The sequence below is a fragment of the Streptomyces sp. ISL-43 genome, from assembly GCF_018614195.1.
In the GTDB taxonomy this organism is placed as follows: domain Bacteria; phylum Actinomycetota; class Actinomycetes; order Streptomycetales; family Streptomycetaceae; genus Streptomyces.
Window position 1 is genome coordinate 271,124 of sequence record NZ_JAGGOT010000008.1, and the last position, 17,181, is coordinate 288,304.

Below are 17,181 nucleotides of genomic sequence, written 5' to 3' on the forward strand. Positions count from 1 at the left end.
AGGTCCCCGGGCACATTGCCCGGGGACCCTCCGCGGAAGATCAGCCGAAGTCCAGGTGTCGTCGAGGACCCTTGGGATTCGGCCGGAGCGCGACTTAGCGCTCGACCTCGCCCTTGATGAACTTCTCGACGTTCGCGTACGCCTCGTCGTCGAAGTACTGAACCGGCGGGGACTTCATGAAGTAGCTCGAAGCCGACAGGATCGGGCCACCGATACCGCGGTCCTTGGCGATCTTCGCGGCGCGCAGGGCGTCGATGATGACACCGGCGGAGTTCGGGGAGTCCCACACCTCGAGCTTGTACTCGAGGTTCAGGGGGACGTCACCGAAGGCGCGACCCTCGAGGCGGACGTAGGCCCACTTGCGGTCGTCGAGCCACGCGACGTAGTCGGACGGGCCGATGTGGACGTTCTTCTCGCCGAGCTCACGGTCGGGGATCTGCGAGGTGACGGCCTGCGTCTTGGAGATCTTCTTCGACTCGAGGCGGTCGCGCTCGAGCATGTTCTTGAAGTCCATGTTGCCGCCGACGTTGAGCTGCATGGTGCGCTCAAGACGGACACCGCGGTCCTCGAACAGCTTCGCCATCACGCGGTGCGTGATGGTGGCGCCGACCTGCGACTTGATGTCGTCGCCGACGATCGGGACACCGGCCTCGGTGAACTTGTCCGCCCACTCCTTGGTGCCGGCGATGAAGACCGGGAGGGCGTTGACGAAGCCGACCTTGGCGTCGATGGCGCACTGGGCGTAGAACTTCGCCGCAGCCTCGGAACCGACGGGCAGGTAGCAGATCAGCACGTCGACCTGGCGGTCCTTGAGGATCTGCACGATGTCGACGGGAGCCTCGGCGGACTCCTCGATCGTCATGCGGTAGTACTTGCCCAGGCCGTCCAGGGTGTGGCCGCGCTGAACGGTCACGCCCGTGTTCGGGACGTCGCAGATCTTGATGGTGTTGTTCTCGCTGGCGCCGATGGCGTCCGAAAGGTCGAGGCCGACCTTCTTCGCGTCGACGTCGAACGCGGCGACGAACTCGATGTCACTCACGTGATAGTCGCCGAACTGGACGTGCATCAGACCGGGGACCTTGGCCGCCGGGTCGGCGTCCTTGTAGTACTCGACGCCCTGCACCAGCGAGGCGGCGCAGTTTCCTACGCCGACGATGGCTACGCGAACCGAACCCATTCCGGTTGCTCCCTGTTTGTTCTCGGACGAGGCCTGCGAGATGCAGGTCTCACTTTGCAGTTTCGTCGGACGGACCGGGCTTTCTCTGGTCCCGTCCCGCCCGCTCACTTTCGATGAGCTCGTTCAGCCAGCGCACTTCGCGCTCCACGGATTCCATGCCGTGTCGCTGCAGCTCGAGCGTGTAGTCGTCGAGCCGCTCACGTGTGCGGGCGATCGAGGCGCTCATCTTCTCCAGGCGCTCCTCGAGCCGGCTGCGACGGCCTTCCAGCACCCGCATGCGTACTTCCCGTTCGGTCTGGCCGAAGAAAGCGAAGCGGGCGGCGAAGGACTCGTCCTCCCAGGCATCGGGGCCCGTGTGGGAGAGGAGCTCTTCGAAGTGTTCCTTGCCTGCTGCCGTCAACCGGTAGACGATCTTGGCGCGGCGCCCTGCGAGTGAAGCGGCGAGAGCGTCTTCCGGGGCATTGCCCGGCTCTTCGATCAACCAACCGTTGGTGACGAGCGTCTTGAGGCAGGGGTAGAGCGTTCCGTAGCTGAACGCTCTGAACACCCCCAGCGAGGTGTTGAGCCGCTTGCGCAGCTCGTAGCCGTGCATGGGGGATTCGCGAAGCAGGCCCAAGACGGCGAACTCGAGGATGCCTGAGCGCCTGCTCATCCGCCTGCCCTTCCTCCGCCTCGGAGTCATTGTGTCGAGCTGATGTATCGGCTCGATACATCCAGACGATAGATCGCGTTGTCTCCGGCTACAAGTGGCGACACGGTGACCGGTGTCACATCACCAATTCGTGCGAGGCAAGTTGCCTGTTTTGGGGTGAACTTCGGCACTGATTAGCTTTTGGGCGTGCGTAGTCTGTGGGCCATGACACCGGGGGGACCGGAACTCAACTGCCGCTTCCAGGCCACTCGCCTGCCCGAGGAGTAGTCGTTCGATGAGCGAGCACCGCCGCAAACCGCAGCAGCCCCAGGGTGAGGGCCGCGCCGCGGCCCGCCGGGCTGCCCAGCAGCGCCCCGGCAGGGGCGCCGGGTCCGGACGCGACGTTCCCACCGCGTCACCCAGCGGACCGTACGGGGAGTCGTCGGAGCACGGCAGCCGTGCGGACGCCCGGAGATCCGCCGGCCGAGGCTCGACGGGACGGGGCAGAGATGCCGCCAAGGCCGGACGCGGCACGGGCCGCCCGGACAAGCGGTTCATCAACTACCCGCGCTCGGACAAGGACGGCTGGAAGCGCTTCGTCCCATCCTGGAAGCTGGTGGGCGGCACCGCCCTGGGCTTCTTCGCGATCCTCACGGCGGGCGCAGGCATCGGCATCGCCTCGGTGAACACTCCCGACGCGAACAAGACGGCCGAAGCGCAGAACAACGTCTTCTACTGGGCCGACGACACCCAGATGGTCGCGACCGGCGGGTCCGTCAACCGCCAGATCGTTCCCATCGGGAAGATCCCCCGGTCCATGCAGAACGCCGTGATCGCGGCGGAGAACGAGTCCTTCGAGTCGGACAAGGGCGTCGACCCCATGGGTATCGGCCGGGCCGTGTGGAACATGGCCAAGGGCGGATCCACCCAGGGCGGCTCGACGATCACCCAGCAGTACGTGAAGAACACGTACCTGGACTCCGACCAGACGCTCAAGCGCAAGGTCACCGAGCTCTTCATCTCGATAAAACTGGGTGTGACCGCGGAGAAGAACACGATCCTCGCGGGCTACCTGAACACCGCCTACTACGGGCGTGACGCCTACGGCATCCAGGCGGCCTCCCGGGCCTACTTCGGCAAGGACTGCACGGAGCTGACCCCGTCCGAGGGCGCTTTCCTGGCCGCCGTGCTCAAGGGCCCCAACCTCTACAACCCGGACGGCGGCATCGGCTCGGCGGCCACTCCCGAGCTGAACAACGCGCGGGCCCACGAGCGCTGGGCCTGGGTCCTGGACCGCGAGGTCACGGTCGGCCGCATGCAGAAGTCCGAGCGGGACCAGTACAAGGACTTCCCCACGCTCGTCGAATCCGCGCAGGCCAAGGGCATGTCCGGGCAGATCGGCTACATGGTCGACACGGCCAAGGCGTACGCGATGAAGGCCGGGAGCATCACGGTCGACGAACTCGCCAAGGGCGGCTACCAGATCCACACCACCTTCGAGAAGCCGAGGGTGGACGCGCTGGTCAAGTCCGTCGAGGAGACCCGCGACCGGTTGATCGACGAGAAGAAGCGGCCCGACACCGACACCTTCGTCCAGTTCGGCGCGGCTTCGGTGGACGTGAAGACCGGAGCCCTCGTCGCCCTGTACGGCGGTCCCGGCATGGACAAGAAGCACTTCAACAACAACGCCAACACCTCGGGTGTCCAGGTGGGCTCGACCTGGAAGCCCTTCGTACTGGCGGCGGCCATGCAGTACGGCACCCAGAACTCCAACGGCGCGGGCATCTCGGCCGACAGCAAGTACATGGCCAACGACCTCACCGTGATCAACAACCGTGAGGGCAAGCCGCTGCGCGGCAAGGACGGCAAGCCGTTCAAGCAGAAGAACGAGAGCCCGACCGCCTACGGCTACGTCACCCTGAACGAGGCGATGGAGAAGTCCATCAACGTCCCGTTCGCCCAGCTCGTCTTCGACGTCGGCCACAGCAAGGTCAGGGAAGTCGCCAAGGCCGCGGGCATCCTCGACGAGTCGATGGACCCGAACCCCAACGCCTCCTTCGCGCTCGGCACCTCGACCCCCAGCGCCATCCGGATGGCCGACTCGTACGCCACCTTCGCCGCCTCCGGCACCCACCACGATCCGTTCTCGGTCCGCAGCGTCCAGAAGGACGGCAGGGACCTGCCCGGCTTCGAGGCCCCCAAGGCGCAGCAGGCCATGGACAACTCCATCGCGGACAACATCACCAAGGTCCTGCAGAACGTCGTCGAGAACGGCACCGGCAAGAAGGCCAAGGGGCTGGGCCGGCCCGCCGCGGGCAAGACCGGTACCACCGACGAGAACATGTCGGCCTGGTTCGTCGGCTACACGCCCGAGCTGTCCACCTCGGTGACCCTCTTCCGCTCGGACCCCGCCGCGGAGAAGAAGGAACTGATCTCCATGAAGGGCGTGGGCGGCATCCCGTCGCTCCACGGTGGTGACATCCCGGCCGAGATCTGGACGAAGTACATGAAGGACGCGCTGAACGGCGTCCCGGAGAAGGACTTCCCGGAGCCCGACAAGATCGGCGTCACCGCGGACGCCTCCGGGGCCCCCTCCCCCAGCCCCTCGATGTCCCCGACCCCCTCGATGTCGCAGTCGATCGCGCCGTCGATCTCGGAGTCCCCGGTCGCCCCGTCCCCGTCGAAGGGCGGCAAGCCCTCCTGCCGGCCGTGGGAGATCTGCGACCCGGACCCCAGCCCCGGCGCCTCCACCTCGCCGTCGCCCTCGCCCAGCAAGTCGGGCGGCAGACCGGGCGGGGTGTCGAACGGCGGCACCGGGACCTTCCCGATAGGGGGCTCGACGGGAGGCTGACCGCCGGCCCCACGACACGGCGGGAGAGGGTCGTCGCACTTGGTGCGACGGCCCTCTCCCATGTCCGGCGCCGTACGGCAGGATGTGCGCATGACGAAGGTGCACGAGGACGACCTCGTACTGCCCACCCAGCAGGACGAGGTGGCCGCCGCCGGGAGCGAGCTCATCGGCGGCCCACTGGGCCGCTACGCGCGGCTGGGCGGCCACTGGCTGACCCCGGTGCGCGTCGTGGTGCTCGTCGCCCTGGGGATGTTCGCGCTCGGCATGGTGCAGAAGCTGCCCTGCTACGACTGGGCGTGGTTCCGCGGGGCCGGCTCCCAGTACACCCACGCCTGCTACTCCGATATCCCGCACCTCTACGTCCTACGCGGCTTCGCCGACGGCCTCACGCCGTACTTCGACCGGCTCCCCGGAGACATGCAGTTCCTGGAGTACCCGGTGCTCACCGGGCTCTTCATGGAGATCGCCTCCTGGATGACCCCCGGCAGCGGCTCCATGCAGCACCGGGAGCAGATGTACTGGATGGTCAACGCGGGCATGCTGATGGCCTGCGCCGCCGTGATCGCCGTGTGCGTCGCCCGTACCCACCGCCACCGCCCGTGGGACGCGCTGCTCTTCGCCCTCGCGCCCGCCTTCGCGCTGACCGCGACCATCAACTGGGACCTGCTGGCCATCGCCCTGACCGCCGCCGCGATGCTCATGTGGTCGCGGGGCCGGGCGCTGTCCTTCGGCATCCTGATCGGCCTGGCCACCGCGGCCAAGCTCTACCCCGTACTGCTCCTGGGAGCCGTGTTCGTGCTCTGCTGGCGGGCCGGGAAGTGGCGCGCGTTCGGTGCGGCGGCCGGTGGCGCCGCCGCCTCCTGGCTCGTGGTGAACCTGCCCGTCATGCTCTTCGCCTGGGAGGGCTGGACGAAGTTCTACACCTTCAGCCAGGAGCGGCCGATCGACTTCGGCTCCGTGTGGCTGCTGATCTCGCAGCGCTCCGGGAATCCGCTGGAGGGCGCCAACACCTACGCGACGGGTCTGACGCTGCTGCTGTGCGCGGGCATCGGCCTGCTCACGCTGACTGCGCCCCGACGCCCCCGCTTCGCGCAGCTGGCCTTCCTGCTGGTGGCCGCCTTCATCCTGGTCAACAAGGTCTACTCGCCGCAGTACGTGCTGTGGCTCATCCCGCTCGCGGCGCTGGCCCGGCCGCGCTGGCGGGACGTCCTGATCTGGCAGGCCGGCGAGGTCGTCTACTTCCTGGGGATCTGGTTCTACCTCGCCTACACGACCAGCGGGGACAAGCACCAGGGCCTGCCCCTGGAGGGCTACCAGCTCGCGATCACCGCCCACCTGCTGTGCACGCTCTACCTGTGCGCCGTCGTCGTACGCGACATCCTGATGCCCGAGCGGGACGTGGTGCGCCGCGACGGTTCGGACGACCCCTCGGGAGGCGTCCTGGACGGCGCCGAGGACGTCTTCACGCTGTCGCAGACGGCGAAGGCGCCGCAGGAAGCGGCGCCTTCGCAGGGACAGCGGGTCGACTGGGGCGCGGGCCCCAGGGACTGACTCAGGCGTCGAGCGCCCGGTCGAACTGCGTGGTGGTGTGGCGCAGGTGCGCCACCAGCTCGTCGCCGACCTTCGGCTCGGGAGAGTCCGAGGGCACGAACAGGATCGACACCTGCATGTGCGGCGGTTCGGCGAACCACCGCTGCTTGCCCGCCCACACGAAGGGCGACAGGTTCCGGTTGACCGTGGCCAGCCCGGCCCGGGCGACGCCCTTGGCCCGCGGCATGACCCCGTGCAGAGCCTTGGGCGCCTCCAGGCCCACCCCGTGCGAGGTGCCGCCGGCGACGACGACGAGCCAGCCGTCGGAGGCGGCCTTCTGCTGGCGGTAGCCGAAGCGGTCGCCCTTGGCGACGCGGGTGACGTCGAGGACCGCGCCGCGGTACTCGGTCGCCTCGTGGTCGCCCAGCCACAGTCGGGTGCCGATGCGGGCCCGGAAGCGGGTCTGCGGGAACTGCTGGCGCAGCCGCGCCAGCTCCTCGGCCTTCAGGTGGCTGACGAACATGGTGTGCAGCGGCAGCCGGGCCGCGCGCAGCCGGTCCATCCAGCCGATGACCTCCTCGACGGCGTCCGAGCCGTCCGGGCGGTCCAGCGGCAGGTGCAGGGCGAAACCCTCCAGCCGGACGTCCTCGATCGCCGCGTGCAGCAGACCGAGGTCCTGCTCGGAGATGCCGTGGCGGCGCATCGAGCTCATGCACTCGATGACCACGCGGGCGCCGACCAGGCCGCGGACCCCGTCCACCGAGGACACCGAGCGGATGACCCGGTCCGGCAGCGGCACCGGCTCCTCACCGCGCCGGAACGGGGTGAGGACGAGCAGGTCGCCGCCGAAGAAGTCCTTGATGCTGGCGGCCTCGTACGTCGTGCCGACGGCCAGGACATCGGCGCCCATCCGGGTCGCCTCCTCGCAGAGGCGCTCGTGACCGAAGCCGTAGCCGTTGCCCTTGCAGACCGGGATCATCCCGGGGAACTGGTCCTGGACCTGCTTCTGGTGCGCACGCCAGCGCGCGGTGTCGACGTAGAGCGTGAGCGCCATGCCCGTCCGGAGCCTCTCTCGAAAAGCTGCGTGGTGCAGCGGTGCGGTGTGTGGGGATGGGGTGGGATCAGCGGCGCGACATATACATGTCGAGCGCCTTGTGCAGCAGCTTGTTGAGCGGGAAGTCCCACTCGCCGACGTACTCGACGGCCTCGCCGCCCGTGCCGACCTTGAACTGGATCAGCCCGAACAGGTGGTCGTTCTCGTCCAGGGTGTCACTGATGCCGCGCAGGTCGTAGACGCTTGCGCCGAGCGCGTAGGAATCGCGCAGCATGCGCCACTGCATCGCGTTCGAGGGGCGGACCTCGCGCTTGTGGTTGGCGGAGGCGCCGTAGGAGTACCAGACGTGCTGGCCGACGGTGAGCATCGTGGCGGCGGCCAGCGGCTCCCCCTCGTGCTTGGCGATGTACAGCCGCATCCGGTTGGGGTCCTCGGAGTTGAGGGCCGTCCACTGGCGCTGGAAGTAGCTGAGCGGGCGCGGGCGGAACTTGTCGCGCTCGGCCGTGATCTCGTACAGGTGCTGCCAGGTCGGCAGGTCGTCGTAGCCGCCCTGGACGACCTCTACGCCGGCCTTCTCGGCCTTCTTGATGTTGCGGCGCCACAGCTGGTTGAAGCCCTTGAGGACGTCGTCCAGCGAGCGGTTGGCCAGCGGCACCTGGAAGACGTAGCGGGGCTGGACGTCGCCGAAGCCGGCGCCCCCGTCCTCGGCCTGCTGCCAGCCCATGCGGCGCAGCTTGTCGGAGACCTCGAAGGCGCGGGGCTCGATGGCCGAGGCCTCCACGTCGCGCAGGCGCTTGACCTCCGGGTCCTGGATTCCGGCCTTGATGGCGGTGGAGTTCCAGCGGCGGATGACGACGGGCGGGCCCATCTTCACGGTGAAGGCGCCCTGCTGCTTGAGGTGCGCCAGCATCGGCTGGAGCCACTCGTCGAGGTTGGGGGCGTACCAGTTGATGACCGGGCCCTCGGGGAGGTACGCGAGGTACCGCTTCACCTTGGGCAGCTGGCGGTACAACACGAGGGCGGCGCCGACGAGTTCGCCGGACTTGTCGAACCATCCGAGGTTCTCGGAACGCCACTCGTTCTTCACGTCGGCCCACGCCGGGACCTGGCAGTGGCTAGCCGAGGGCAGACTCTGGAGGTAGCCCAGATGCTGCTCTCGGCTGATGGTCCTCAGGGACAGGCTCATACGGGGCGTCTCCTCCGGCGGCTTCGCTGGCTATGGCGCGAAGCCTACTGCGACAAGGGCGCCACCCATCTGGGGGACAGGCCGTGCCTGGGGCCGGTGGAGGCCGGCGCCCCGTCGCGGAGGTACCCGGTCAGCCCAGCCAGCCCCCGAAGAGACCGCCGTGCGCCATGCCGAGGAAGAAGCCGATGGCGGAGGCGCCGAGGCCGATGATCAACGCGAAGCGCTCGCGTGTCGTCACCGAGATGAACTGCCCGTAGGCGCCGGTCAGGATCCCGATCAGCCCGGTCCACGAGCTGAGCAGGTGCAGATGGTCGAAGAAGCCCGTGACGAACGCCACGGCGCCGAGGATCAGGGTGACCGCCATCAGGGTGTCCTGGAGCGGATGGGGCTTGCCATCGGTCGCGAGGAGCGAGATGGGGGACTGGCGTCGCATTGCCTGTGCCATCGGAAAGGCACCTCCTGGCTGCAGCAGAGCGGTGCTGCGGGGCCGCCTCCGGCAGGGGCCGGGGGCATAGCACCGAGCACACCCGATGGATACAGATTGTGGCCTCCTGGTGCCGGATTTCAACCGGAAGGAGTCGACCAGGTAGTCTGTACGGTCTGCGCGGTGTCTGCTCTGCGGATGCCGTGCGTACGCATCACGACCCTCCTGCCACGGAACGACCGTGGCCGCTGAGTCCAAAGGAGGTGGGTTCCACATGCGTCACTACGAAGTGATGGTCATCCTCGACCCCGATCTCGAGGAGCGCGCTGTCTCCCCGCTGATCGAGAACTTCCTTTCTGTCGTCCGTGAGGGCAACGGAAAGGTCGAGAAGGTCGACACCTGGGGCCGTCGTCGTCTCGCTTACGAGATCAAGAAGAAGCCCGAGGGCATCTACTCGGTCATCGACCTCCAGGCCGAGCCTGCGGTCGTCAAGGAGCTTGACCGACAGATGAACCTGAACGAGTCGGTTCTCCGGACCAAGGTCCTTCGCCCCGAGACCCACTGAACTTCGGTTCAGCGGTAATCGGGACCGAGTAGCACAGCAGCCCAGCAGCAATCCCCGCCGAGAGGTTCATCCATGGCAGGCGAGACCGTCATCACGGTCGTCGGCAATCTCGTCGACGACCCCGAGCTGCGCTTCACCCCCTCGGGTGCGGCGGTCGCGAAGTTCCGTGTCGCGTCCACTCCCCGCACCTTCGACAAGCAGACCAATGAGTGGAAGGACGGCGAAAGCCTGTTCCTGACCTGCTCGGTCTGGCGTCAGGCGGCGGAGAACGTCGCCGAGTCCCTTCAGCGGGGCATGCGCGTCATCGTGCAGGGCCGGCTGAAGCAGCGGTCCTACGAGGACCGTGAGGGTGTCAAGCGCACGGTCTACGAGCTGGACGTCGAGGAAGTCGGCCCCAGCTTGAAGAACGCCACGGCCAAGGTCGCCAAGACCACCGGTCGCGGTGGCCAGGGTGGATACGGCGGCGGCGGTGGCGGCGGTCAGCAGCAGGGCGGCGGCGGTGGCAACTGGGGCGGAGCCCCGGGTGGCGCCGCTCCCCAGGGCGGCGGAGCTCCCTCCGACGACCCGTGGGCGTCCAGTGCGCCGGCCGGCGGCCAGCAGCAGCAGGGCGGCGGCGGTGGCGGTTGGGGCGGAAGCTCCGGCGGCTCCGGCGGTGGCTACTCGGACGAGCCTCCCTTCTAGGGAAGCTCGCACCCCCACTTCTTGATTTCACAGGAGAGACACAATGGCGAAGCCGCCTGTGCGCAAGCCTAAGAAGAAGGTCTGCGCGTTCTGCAAGGACAAGACCGTGTACGTGGACTACAAGGACACGAACATGCTGCGGAAGTTCATTTCCGACCGTGGCAAGATCCGTGCCCGCCGCGTCACCGGCAACTGCACGCAGCACCAGCGTGACGTCGCCACGGCTGTGAAGAACAGCCGTGAGATGGCACTGCTGCCCTACACGTCCACCGCGCGATAAGGAAAGGGTGACCGAATAATGAAGATCATCCTGACCCACGAGGTCTCTGGCCTCGGCACCGCCGGCGACGTCGTAGACGTCAAGGACGGCTACGCTCGCAACTACCTGGTCCCGCGTGGTTTCGCGATCCGCTGGACCAAGGGCGGCGAGAAGGACGTGGCGCAGATCCGCCGCGCCCGCAAGATCCACGAGATCGCGACCATCGAGCAGGCCAACGAGTTCAAGGCCAAGCTCGAGGCCGTCAAGGTCCGTCTGGCCACCCGCGCGGGTGACGCCGGTCGTCTCTTCGGTTCCGTCACGCCTTCCGACATCGCCACGGCGATCGAGGCGTCCGGTGGCCCGAAGGTCGACAAGCGCCGCGTCGAGCTGGGCTCCCCGATCAAGACCCTCGGTTCGTACCAGGTCTCCGTGCGTCTGCACGCCGACGTGGCCGCGAACGTGGGCATCGAGGTCGTCGCCGCCTAAGGGCTGCGCATGAAGGGCCGCACCCCCTGGGGTGCGGCCCTTCGTCGTTCCCGGCACGGTGCGCGCGGTGCGCGGGCTCGGCGTGAGTTCTGCGCGGCCGATGTTTCACGTGAAACAGGCGGATGTTCCACGTGAAACATCGGCCTGTTTCACGTGAAACATCGGGTGGTCTAGCGGGTCGCCCCGGCGACCAGCCAGCGGCCCGAGCGCGCGCGCAGCTGGAGGGTGGCCATCCGGACCAGCATCATCAGGGTCATGGCGCACCAGAGGGCCGTCAGGCCGCCTCCCAGGGCCGGTACGAGCAGTGCGGCCGGGGCGAAGACGGCGAGGGTCACCAGCATGGCCCAGGCCAGGTAGGGGCCGTCGCCGGCGCCCATCAGGACGCCGTCGAGGATGAAGACGATGCCGCAGACGGGCTGGGAGACGGCCACCACGAGCAGGGCGGGCAGCAGGGCGCTCTCGACGGCGGGGTCGCTGGTGAAGAGCGGGATGAAGACGGGGCGCGCGACGATCACCAGGGCGCCGAGCACGATGCCGGACACGATCCCCCACTGCACCATGCGACGGCAGACGGCCTTGGCGCCCTCGGTGTCTCCCGCGCCCAGGTAGCGGCCGATGATGGCCTGCCCGGCGATGGCGATCGCGTCCAGGGCGAAGGCGAGCAGGCTCCACAGCGAGAGCAGGATCTGGTGGGCGGCGATGTCGGCGTCCCCGAGGCGGGCGGCCACGCCGGTCGCGATCATCAGGACGCCGCGCAGGGACAGGGTGCGGACCAGCAGCGGTGCGCCGGCCTGTGCGCAGGCCCGGATCCCCGCGGCGTCGGGGCGCAGCGAGGCGCCGTGCCGGCGGGCGCCGCGGACGACCACGAAGAGGTACGCGGCGGCCATGGCGCACTGGGCGATCACCGTGCCCCAGGCGGAGCCGGCGATGCCGAGGCCGGCGCCGTAGACGAGCACGACGTTCAGGGCCGCGTTGAGGGCGAAGCCGCCGATGGCGACGTAGAGCGGGGTGCGGGTGTCCTGGAGGCCGCGGATGACTCCAGTGGCGGCGAGCACCACGAGCATCGCGGGGATGCCTAGGGCGGAGATCCGCAGGTAGGTGACCGCGTACTGGGACACGGCGTCGGAGGCTCCGAAGAGGGAGACCAGGGAGGGTGCCGTGGGCAGCAGGACGGCGATGACGGCGGCGCCGAGCAGCAGGGCGAGCCAGATGCCGTCCATGCCCTGCCGGATGGCTGCCTGGAGGTCGCCGGCACCGACGCGGCGGGACACGGCCGCGGTGGTGGCGTAGGCGAGGAAGATGAAGACGCTGACGCCGGTGCTGAGGAGTGCGGCGGCGATGCCGAGACCGGCCAGCTGGGGTGTGCCGAGGTGCCCCACGATGGCGCTGTCGGCCATGACGAAGAGGGGTTCGGCGACGAGTGCGCCGAAGGCGGGGACCGCGAGCGCGAGGATCTCGCGGTCGTGTCGTCTCGGGGCAGCCTTCGGTGCTGCGGTGGCCTGTCTCATGTGCTCAATCTAATCTTCCACAGGTAATAGACACAAGGTCTTTTCGATCCTTACGGATCCGTCGATTCGCGCGTTCGTCCCACCTCGTTGGGGGCGATCTCGAGACAGTGGCCAAGATTTTTCCCCCGCTCGTCCTGCGGAGAAGGAAATCGCAGGTCAAGTGGGGTGACAGGGTGCGTCGGGTGATTTTGTCCACAGTGTCGTCCCCCGGTCCGTGCACAGCTTCCGGGGACTTACCCACAGCATTGGCGCCGTCATCCACACCTCATCCACACAGCCTGTGGATAACAAGATTGGCTGACGTCGCTCGCGGCTCTACCGTGGTTCGTTGCCCGACTCGCCGAAAGCCGATTCGGGTGCCCCAAATGTCAGAGCTGTGTCGTACAAAGAGTGGCACGGCGAGGTCCGCGTTGCGGACGGGAGGAGGCGGCCCGGTGAGCATGCCCGAGCCCATGGACGACCCTTGGGCCGACAGCGGTCCAGGTGACCGTCTGCCCGCCCGTTCGCGCCGTAGCGGAGAAGGCCGCGGCCGCGGGGACGAACAGCAGGACCGGGGCCGCGAGGGGGGCTCCTGGGACGGTGGCGGCGGCTTCGAGCGGGTCCCGCCCCAGGACCTCGACGCCGAGCAGTCCGTCCTGGGCGGCATGCTGCTGTCCAAGGACGCCATCGCCGACGTGGTCGAGGTGCTCAAGGGCCACGACTTCTACCGCCCGTCGCACGAGACGATCTACCAGGCCATCCTCGACCTGTACGCCAAGGGCGAGCCGGCCGACCCGATCACCGTCAGTGCCGAGCTGACCCGTCGCGGCGAGATCAGCAAGGTCGGCGGCGCCCCGTACCTGCACACGCTGGTCCAGTCGGTCCCGACGGCGGCGAACGCCGAGTACTACGCGGAGATCGTCCACGAGCGGGCGGTCCTGCGCCGGCTCGTCGCCGCCGGCACGAAGATCACGCAGATGGGCTATGCCGCCGACGGGGACGTCGACGAGATCGTCAACAGCGCCCAGGCCGAGATCTACGCCGTCACCGAGCAGCGGACCTCCGAGGACTACCTGCCGCTGGGCGACATCATGGAAGGCGCCCTCGACGAGATCGAGGCGATCGGCTCGCGCAGCGGCCAGATGTCGGGCGTCCCGACCGGCTTCACGGACCTGGACTCCCTGACCAACGGGCTGCACCCGGGCCAGATGATCGTCATCGCGGCCCGTCCCGCCATGGGTAAGTCCACCCTCGCGCTGGACTTCGCCCGCGCCTGCTCCATCAAGGCCAACCTGCCCAGCGTCATCTTCTCCCTCGAAATGGGGCGCAACGAGATCGCGATGCGCCTGCTCTCGGCGGAGGCCCGCGTGGCGCTGCACCACATGCGCTCCGGCACGATGACGGACGACGACTGGACCCGGCTGGCCCGCCGGATGCCGGACGTCTCCGCGGCCCCGCTCTACATCGACGACTCACCGAACCTGTCGATGATGGAGATCCGGGCGAAGTGCCGCCGCCTCAAGCAGCGCAACGACCTGTCCCTCGTCGTCATCGACTACCTCCAGCTGATGCAGTCGGGCGGCTCGCGCCGGCCCGAGAGCCGCCAGCAGGAGGTCTCGGACATGTCGCGAAACCTCAAGCTCCTGGCGAAGGAACTGGAGGTCCCGGTGATCGCGCTGTCCCAGCTGAACCGTGGTCCCGAGCAGCGCACCGACAAGAAGCCGATGGTCTCCGACCTGCGTGAGTCCGGCTCGATCGAGCAGGACGCCGACATGGTGATCCTGCTGCACCGCGAGGACGCCTACGAGAAGGAGTCCCCGCGCGCGGGCGAGGCGGACCTGATCGTCGCGAAGCACCGTAACGGCCCGACGGCGACCATCACCGTGGCCTTCCAGGGTCACTATTCACGCTTCGTGGACATGGCCAACACGTAGCATCCGTCCCATGGATGCCGCATTCGAAGATCTTGTACTCCTTCCCTCGACCCGGCGCGCGCTCACCCACCGGATCGCGCTCGCGCAGCGCGAAGGCCGGACGCCGTCCCTGGTGGCGGCCGTGGTGCGGGGCGGAGAGGTGGTCTGGGAAGGATCCCGGACCATGGTCGAGGGCCACGGTCCCGACGGGAACGTGCAATACCGGATCGGGTCGATCACCAAGACCTTCACCGCCGTTCTGGTGATGCGTCTGCGGGACGAGGGGCTGCTGCGGCTCGATGACCCGGTGGAGAAGTTCCTGCCGGGTACGGGCGTCGGCGAGGTGACCGTCGGCCAGTTGCTCTCCCACATGGGCGGGTTGGCGGCCGAGACGCCCGGCGAGTGGTGGGAGCGCACCGCCGGCACACTGCGCCCGGAGCTCTCGGACGTCCTGGGCGAGCGGCCCTTCCGCTTCGAGCCCGGACTGCGCCACCACTACTCCAACCCGGGCTACACGCTGCTGGGTTCGCTCGTCGAGGCGGTGCGCGAAAGGCCGTGGGAAGAGGTGCTCCGGACCGAGGTGCTGGAGCCGCTGGGGCTGGAGCGCACGACCGCGCAGCCTTCGGCCCCGCACGCGGGCGGCTGGGCGGTGCACCCGTGGGCGGACGTGATGATGCCGGAACCGCTGGAGGACCTCGGACTCATGGCCCCGGCCGGGCAGTTGTGGTCCACCACCGGAGACCTGGCGAAGTTCGCCGCTTTCCTCCTGTGGGGCGACGAGCGCGTGTTGAGCGCCGAGTCCGTACGGGAGATGCGGACGTCGGCCACTCCCCCGGAGCCGGGCTTCGCCGACCTCGGGTACGGACTCGGGGTGCAGCTGACGCAGAGCGGCGGGCGCCGGCTCGCGGGCCACACCGGCTCGCTGCCGGGGTTCGTCGCGGGGCTGTGGCTGAGCGAGGCGGACGACGTGGCCGCGGTGGTGCTGTCCAACTGCACCTCGGGGCTGCCCGCTTCGACGCTGGCGGCCGACCTGGTGGCGATCGTCGCGGAGGCCGAGCCGCGCATGCCCGAGCCGTGGCGGCCGCTGCGGGAGGCCGATCCGGTCGCGCTGGACCTGTGCGGCCCCTGGTACTGGGGCACGTCGGGCCAGGCCGTACGGCTGACCTACGACGGGTTCCTGGAACTGGGGCCCGTGGGCGGGACCGGCCGGTCCGCCCGCTTCCGGCCGGAACCGGACGGCAGTTGGACGGGCTTGAACGGCTACTACGCGGGAGAATCCCTGCGGGCCGTGCGGCGGCCGGACGGCTCGGTGAGCCACCTCGACCTCGGCTCGTTCGTGTTCACCCGCGAGCCGTACGACCCCGGGGCCCCGGTGCCCGGCGGGGTCGACGAGCAGGGCTGGCGGGGCATCGGCTAGGTCCCGCTCCTGCTCCCGATCGTGGGCCGGGCCGCCGACAGCGCCCCGGCCCACGATCGGTGGCTCAGAGCTGGAGTTTGAAGCCGACGTGGGACGCCGTGAAGCCGAGCCGCTCGTAGAAGCGGTGGGCGTCGGTGCGGGTCACGTCCGAGGTGAGCTGCACGATCTGGCAGCCCTCCGCGCGGGACCGCTCGACCGCCCAGTCGATGAACCGGGTGCCGAGGCCGCTGCCCCGCTCGTCGGCGTGGACGCGCACGCCCTCGATGATCGAACGCGCGCTCCCCTTGCGGGAGAGGCCGGGGACGATCGTCAGCTGGAGGGTGCCGACGACGCGGCCCGCGCGGACGGCGACGACCACGTGCTGGTGGGGGTCGTCGACCAGCCGCTTGAGCGCCTGCGCGTAGGGCGTGAGGTCGTCCGGGGACTCGCGGGTGGCACCCAGCGGGTCATCGGCGAGCATCTCGACGATCGCGGGCAGATCCGCCTCGACGGCCGGACGGATGAGCAGGTCGGGGGTGTTGTCGGTCATGGTCTGGTACTCCTCGCTCAGCCGGCGGCCACGGTCAGGGGAGCCCAGCGGCGGGTCCAGTCACCGGGCAGTCCGGGGATGTCCCGCGTCATGACGGCGTTGAAAAAGACGGAGTCCAGGCCCCGGTCCTTGAGCCAGTGGAGCAGCCCCTCGTGGCGGACGTCGACATCGGTGCGCAGGGGCCGTTCGGTGGTCGCGGCGAGGGCGGTCACCAGGGCCTGGGCCGAGGCGGTGTCCCGGGCGACCAGCGGTCCGACCACATGGGTGTCCATGTTGGGCCAGATGGCGCCGTAGCCGGTCAGCTCGCCGGCCGAGTCCTCGGCGACGAACAGCCGGTCCGTGAAGGCGGGCAGCCGGGTGATCAGATGCGTCCGGTCGGCGCCGAAGACCTCGGCGTCCAGCCGGAGGATCCCCGGGATGTCCTCGGCGGTGGCCGGCCGGACCGAGCCGGAGCCCGGCACGGTCGAGGGGGTGGCCCCGTCCGGACGGAAGACCCCCCGGAGCATCTCGGCGCGGCCGGTGGTCTCGAACCCGAGCTCTTCGTAGAGGGGGCGGCCGTAGGGAGTGGCGTGCAGCGCGAGGGGGACGCCCTTGAGGACGTCGTCGCAGATGTAGGCCATCAGGTACCGGCCCAAGCCCTGGCGGGAGTACCGGTCCGCGACGAGGACCATGCCGATGGCGGCGAGTTCGGGGTCCGCCCCGGGAGGCCCGTACCGGGTGACCACGCAGCCCGCGGCGAGTCCCTGGCCGTCGGGGGCGTCGATGCCGTAGCCGCGCCCGGCGGTCAGCAGCAGTCCCCACTTGTGTTCCTCGCGGAGCCAGCCGCGGTCTTCGGAGAGATCGGCGCAGTGGCGGAGATCGTCCACGGTCAGTGCGCGGATCGGGAGGGTGGTGAGGTGTGGTGGTGTCACGGCCCCAGCCTGGTTCATCGGATGGGCCCGGTCCAGGGAATTTGGGGTGGATGTTTCACGTGAAACATCCACCCCGCCCC

Annotated in this window: 16 protein-coding genes; 8 read left to right on the top strand and 8 right to left on the bottom strand. The window is 68.9% G+C overall.

What is annotated here, in order from left to right; all coding sequences use genetic code 11:
* Positions 1–94 precede the first annotated feature (94 nt).
* Positions 95–1,177 (bottom strand): inositol-3-phosphate synthase, encoded by a 1,083-nt coding sequence (locus J7F03_RS05070; protein ID WP_214947411.1) that lies wholly within the window; start codon positions 1,175–1,177, stop codon positions 95–97.
* 49 nt (positions 1,178–1,226) lie between these two features.
* Positions 1,227–1,829, bottom strand: a complete 603-nt coding sequence (locus J7F03_RS05075; RefSeq protein ID WP_214947412.1) for a PadR family transcriptional regulator — start codon at positions 1,827–1,829, stop codon at positions 1,227–1,229.
* A 274-nt stretch (positions 1,830–2,103) separates the two neighbouring features.
* Between J7F03_RS05075 and J7F03_RS05080 the strand changes: the two genes are divergently transcribed.
* Together J7F03_RS05080 and J7F03_RS05085 are read left to right on the top strand one after the other, a co-directional pair.
* Positions 2,104–4,659 carry a transglycosylase domain-containing protein gene (locus J7F03_RS05080; protein WP_214947413.1) on the top strand — a complete coding sequence of 852 codons (2,556 nt, stop codon included), beginning with the start codon at positions 2,104–2,106 and terminating at the stop codon, positions 4,657–4,659.
* 90 nt (positions 4,660–4,749) lie between these two features.
* Positions 4,750–6,210 (top strand): glycosyltransferase family 87 protein, encoded by a 1,461-nt coding sequence (locus J7F03_RS05085; protein WP_214947414.1) that lies wholly within the window; start codon positions 4,750–4,752, stop codon positions 6,208–6,210.
* A 1-nt stretch (position 6,211) separates the two neighbouring features.
* Here the strand turns inward: J7F03_RS05085 and J7F03_RS05090 are convergent, their stop codons facing one another.
* The 3 genes from J7F03_RS05090 to J7F03_RS05100 form a co-directional block, all read right to left on the bottom strand.
* Entirely contained in the window at positions 6,212–7,243 is a 1,032-nt protein-coding gene (locus tag J7F03_RS05090; RefSeq protein ID WP_214947415.1) for an alanine racemase, read from the bottom strand.
* Positions 7,244–7,310: 67 nt separating this feature from the next.
* Positions 7,311–8,429: a peptidoglycan bridge formation glycyltransferase FemA/FemB family protein gene (locus J7F03_RS05095; protein ID WP_214947416.1), complete on the bottom strand. Its 1,119-nt coding sequence runs from the start codon at positions 8,427–8,429 to the stop codon at positions 7,311–7,313.
* 130 nt (positions 8,430–8,559) lie between these two features.
* On the bottom strand, positions 8,560–8,874 hold the full coding sequence (locus J7F03_RS05100; protein WP_214947417.1) for a hypothetical protein: 315 nt from the start codon (positions 8,872–8,874) through the stop codon (positions 8,560–8,562).
* A gap of 253 nt (positions 8,875–9,127) precedes the next feature.
* On the opposite strand from J7F03_RS05100, the gene rpsF reads away from it, so the two are divergent.
* From rpsF to rplI, 4 genes are all read left to right on the top strand, one after another.
* Positions 9,128–9,418, top strand: coding sequence for a 30S ribosomal protein S6 (gene rpsF / locus J7F03_RS05105; RefSeq protein WP_004950685.1), 291 nt, complete (start codon positions 9,128–9,130; stop codon positions 9,416–9,418).
* 72 nt (positions 9,419–9,490) lie between these two features.
* Positions 9,491–10,099 (top strand): single-stranded DNA-binding protein, encoded by a 609-nt coding sequence (locus J7F03_RS05110; protein WP_214947418.1) that lies wholly within the window; start codon positions 9,491–9,493, stop codon positions 10,097–10,099.
* Positions 10,100–10,142: 43 nt separating this feature from the next.
* Entirely contained in the window at positions 10,143–10,379 is a 237-nt protein-coding gene (rpsR, locus tag J7F03_RS05115) for a 30S ribosomal protein S18 (protein ID WP_003956534.1), read from the top strand.
* Between the two features lie 18 nt (positions 10,380–10,397).
* The gene (gene rplI, locus J7F03_RS05120) at positions 10,398–10,844 is read left to right on the top strand and encodes a 50S ribosomal protein L9 (RefSeq protein WP_214947419.1); all 447 of its coding nucleotides are present in this window, start codon (positions 10,398–10,400) and stop codon (positions 10,842–10,844) included.
* Between the two features lie 170 nt (positions 10,845–11,014).
* On the opposite strand, the gene J7F03_RS05125 is transcribed toward rplI, so the two are convergent.
* A complete protein-coding gene (locus J7F03_RS05125) occupies positions 11,015–12,352 on the bottom strand; it encodes an MATE family efflux transporter (protein ID WP_214947420.1) in 1,338 nt (445 codons plus the stop codon).
* A 452-nt stretch (positions 12,353–12,804) separates the two neighbouring features.
* Here J7F03_RS05125 and dnaB point away from each other — a divergent pair, with 452 nt between their 5' ends.
* Positions 12,805–14,265: a replicative DNA helicase gene (gene dnaB / locus J7F03_RS05130; protein ID WP_214947463.1), complete on the top strand. Its 1,461-nt coding sequence runs from the start codon at positions 12,805–12,807 to the stop codon at positions 14,263–14,265.
* 10 nt (positions 14,266–14,275) lie between these two features.
* Positions 14,276–15,661 carry a serine hydrolase gene (locus J7F03_RS05135; protein WP_214947421.1) on the top strand — a complete coding sequence of 462 codons (1,386 nt, stop codon included), beginning with the start codon at positions 14,276–14,278 and terminating at the stop codon, positions 15,659–15,661.
* A 64-nt stretch (positions 15,662–15,725) separates the two neighbouring features.
* On the opposite strand, the gene J7F03_RS05140 is transcribed toward J7F03_RS05135, so the two are convergent.
* Positions 15,726–16,190: a GNAT family N-acetyltransferase gene (locus J7F03_RS05140; RefSeq protein WP_214947422.1), complete on the bottom strand. Its 465-nt coding sequence runs from the start codon at positions 16,188–16,190 to the stop codon at positions 15,726–15,728.
* Positions 16,191–16,207: 17 nt separating this feature from the next.
* On the bottom strand, positions 16,208–17,101 hold the full coding sequence (locus J7F03_RS05145) for a GNAT family N-acetyltransferase (protein ID WP_214947423.1): 894 nt from the start codon (positions 17,099–17,101) through the stop codon (positions 16,208–16,210).
* Between the last annotated feature and the right edge of the window lie 80 nt (positions 17,102–17,181).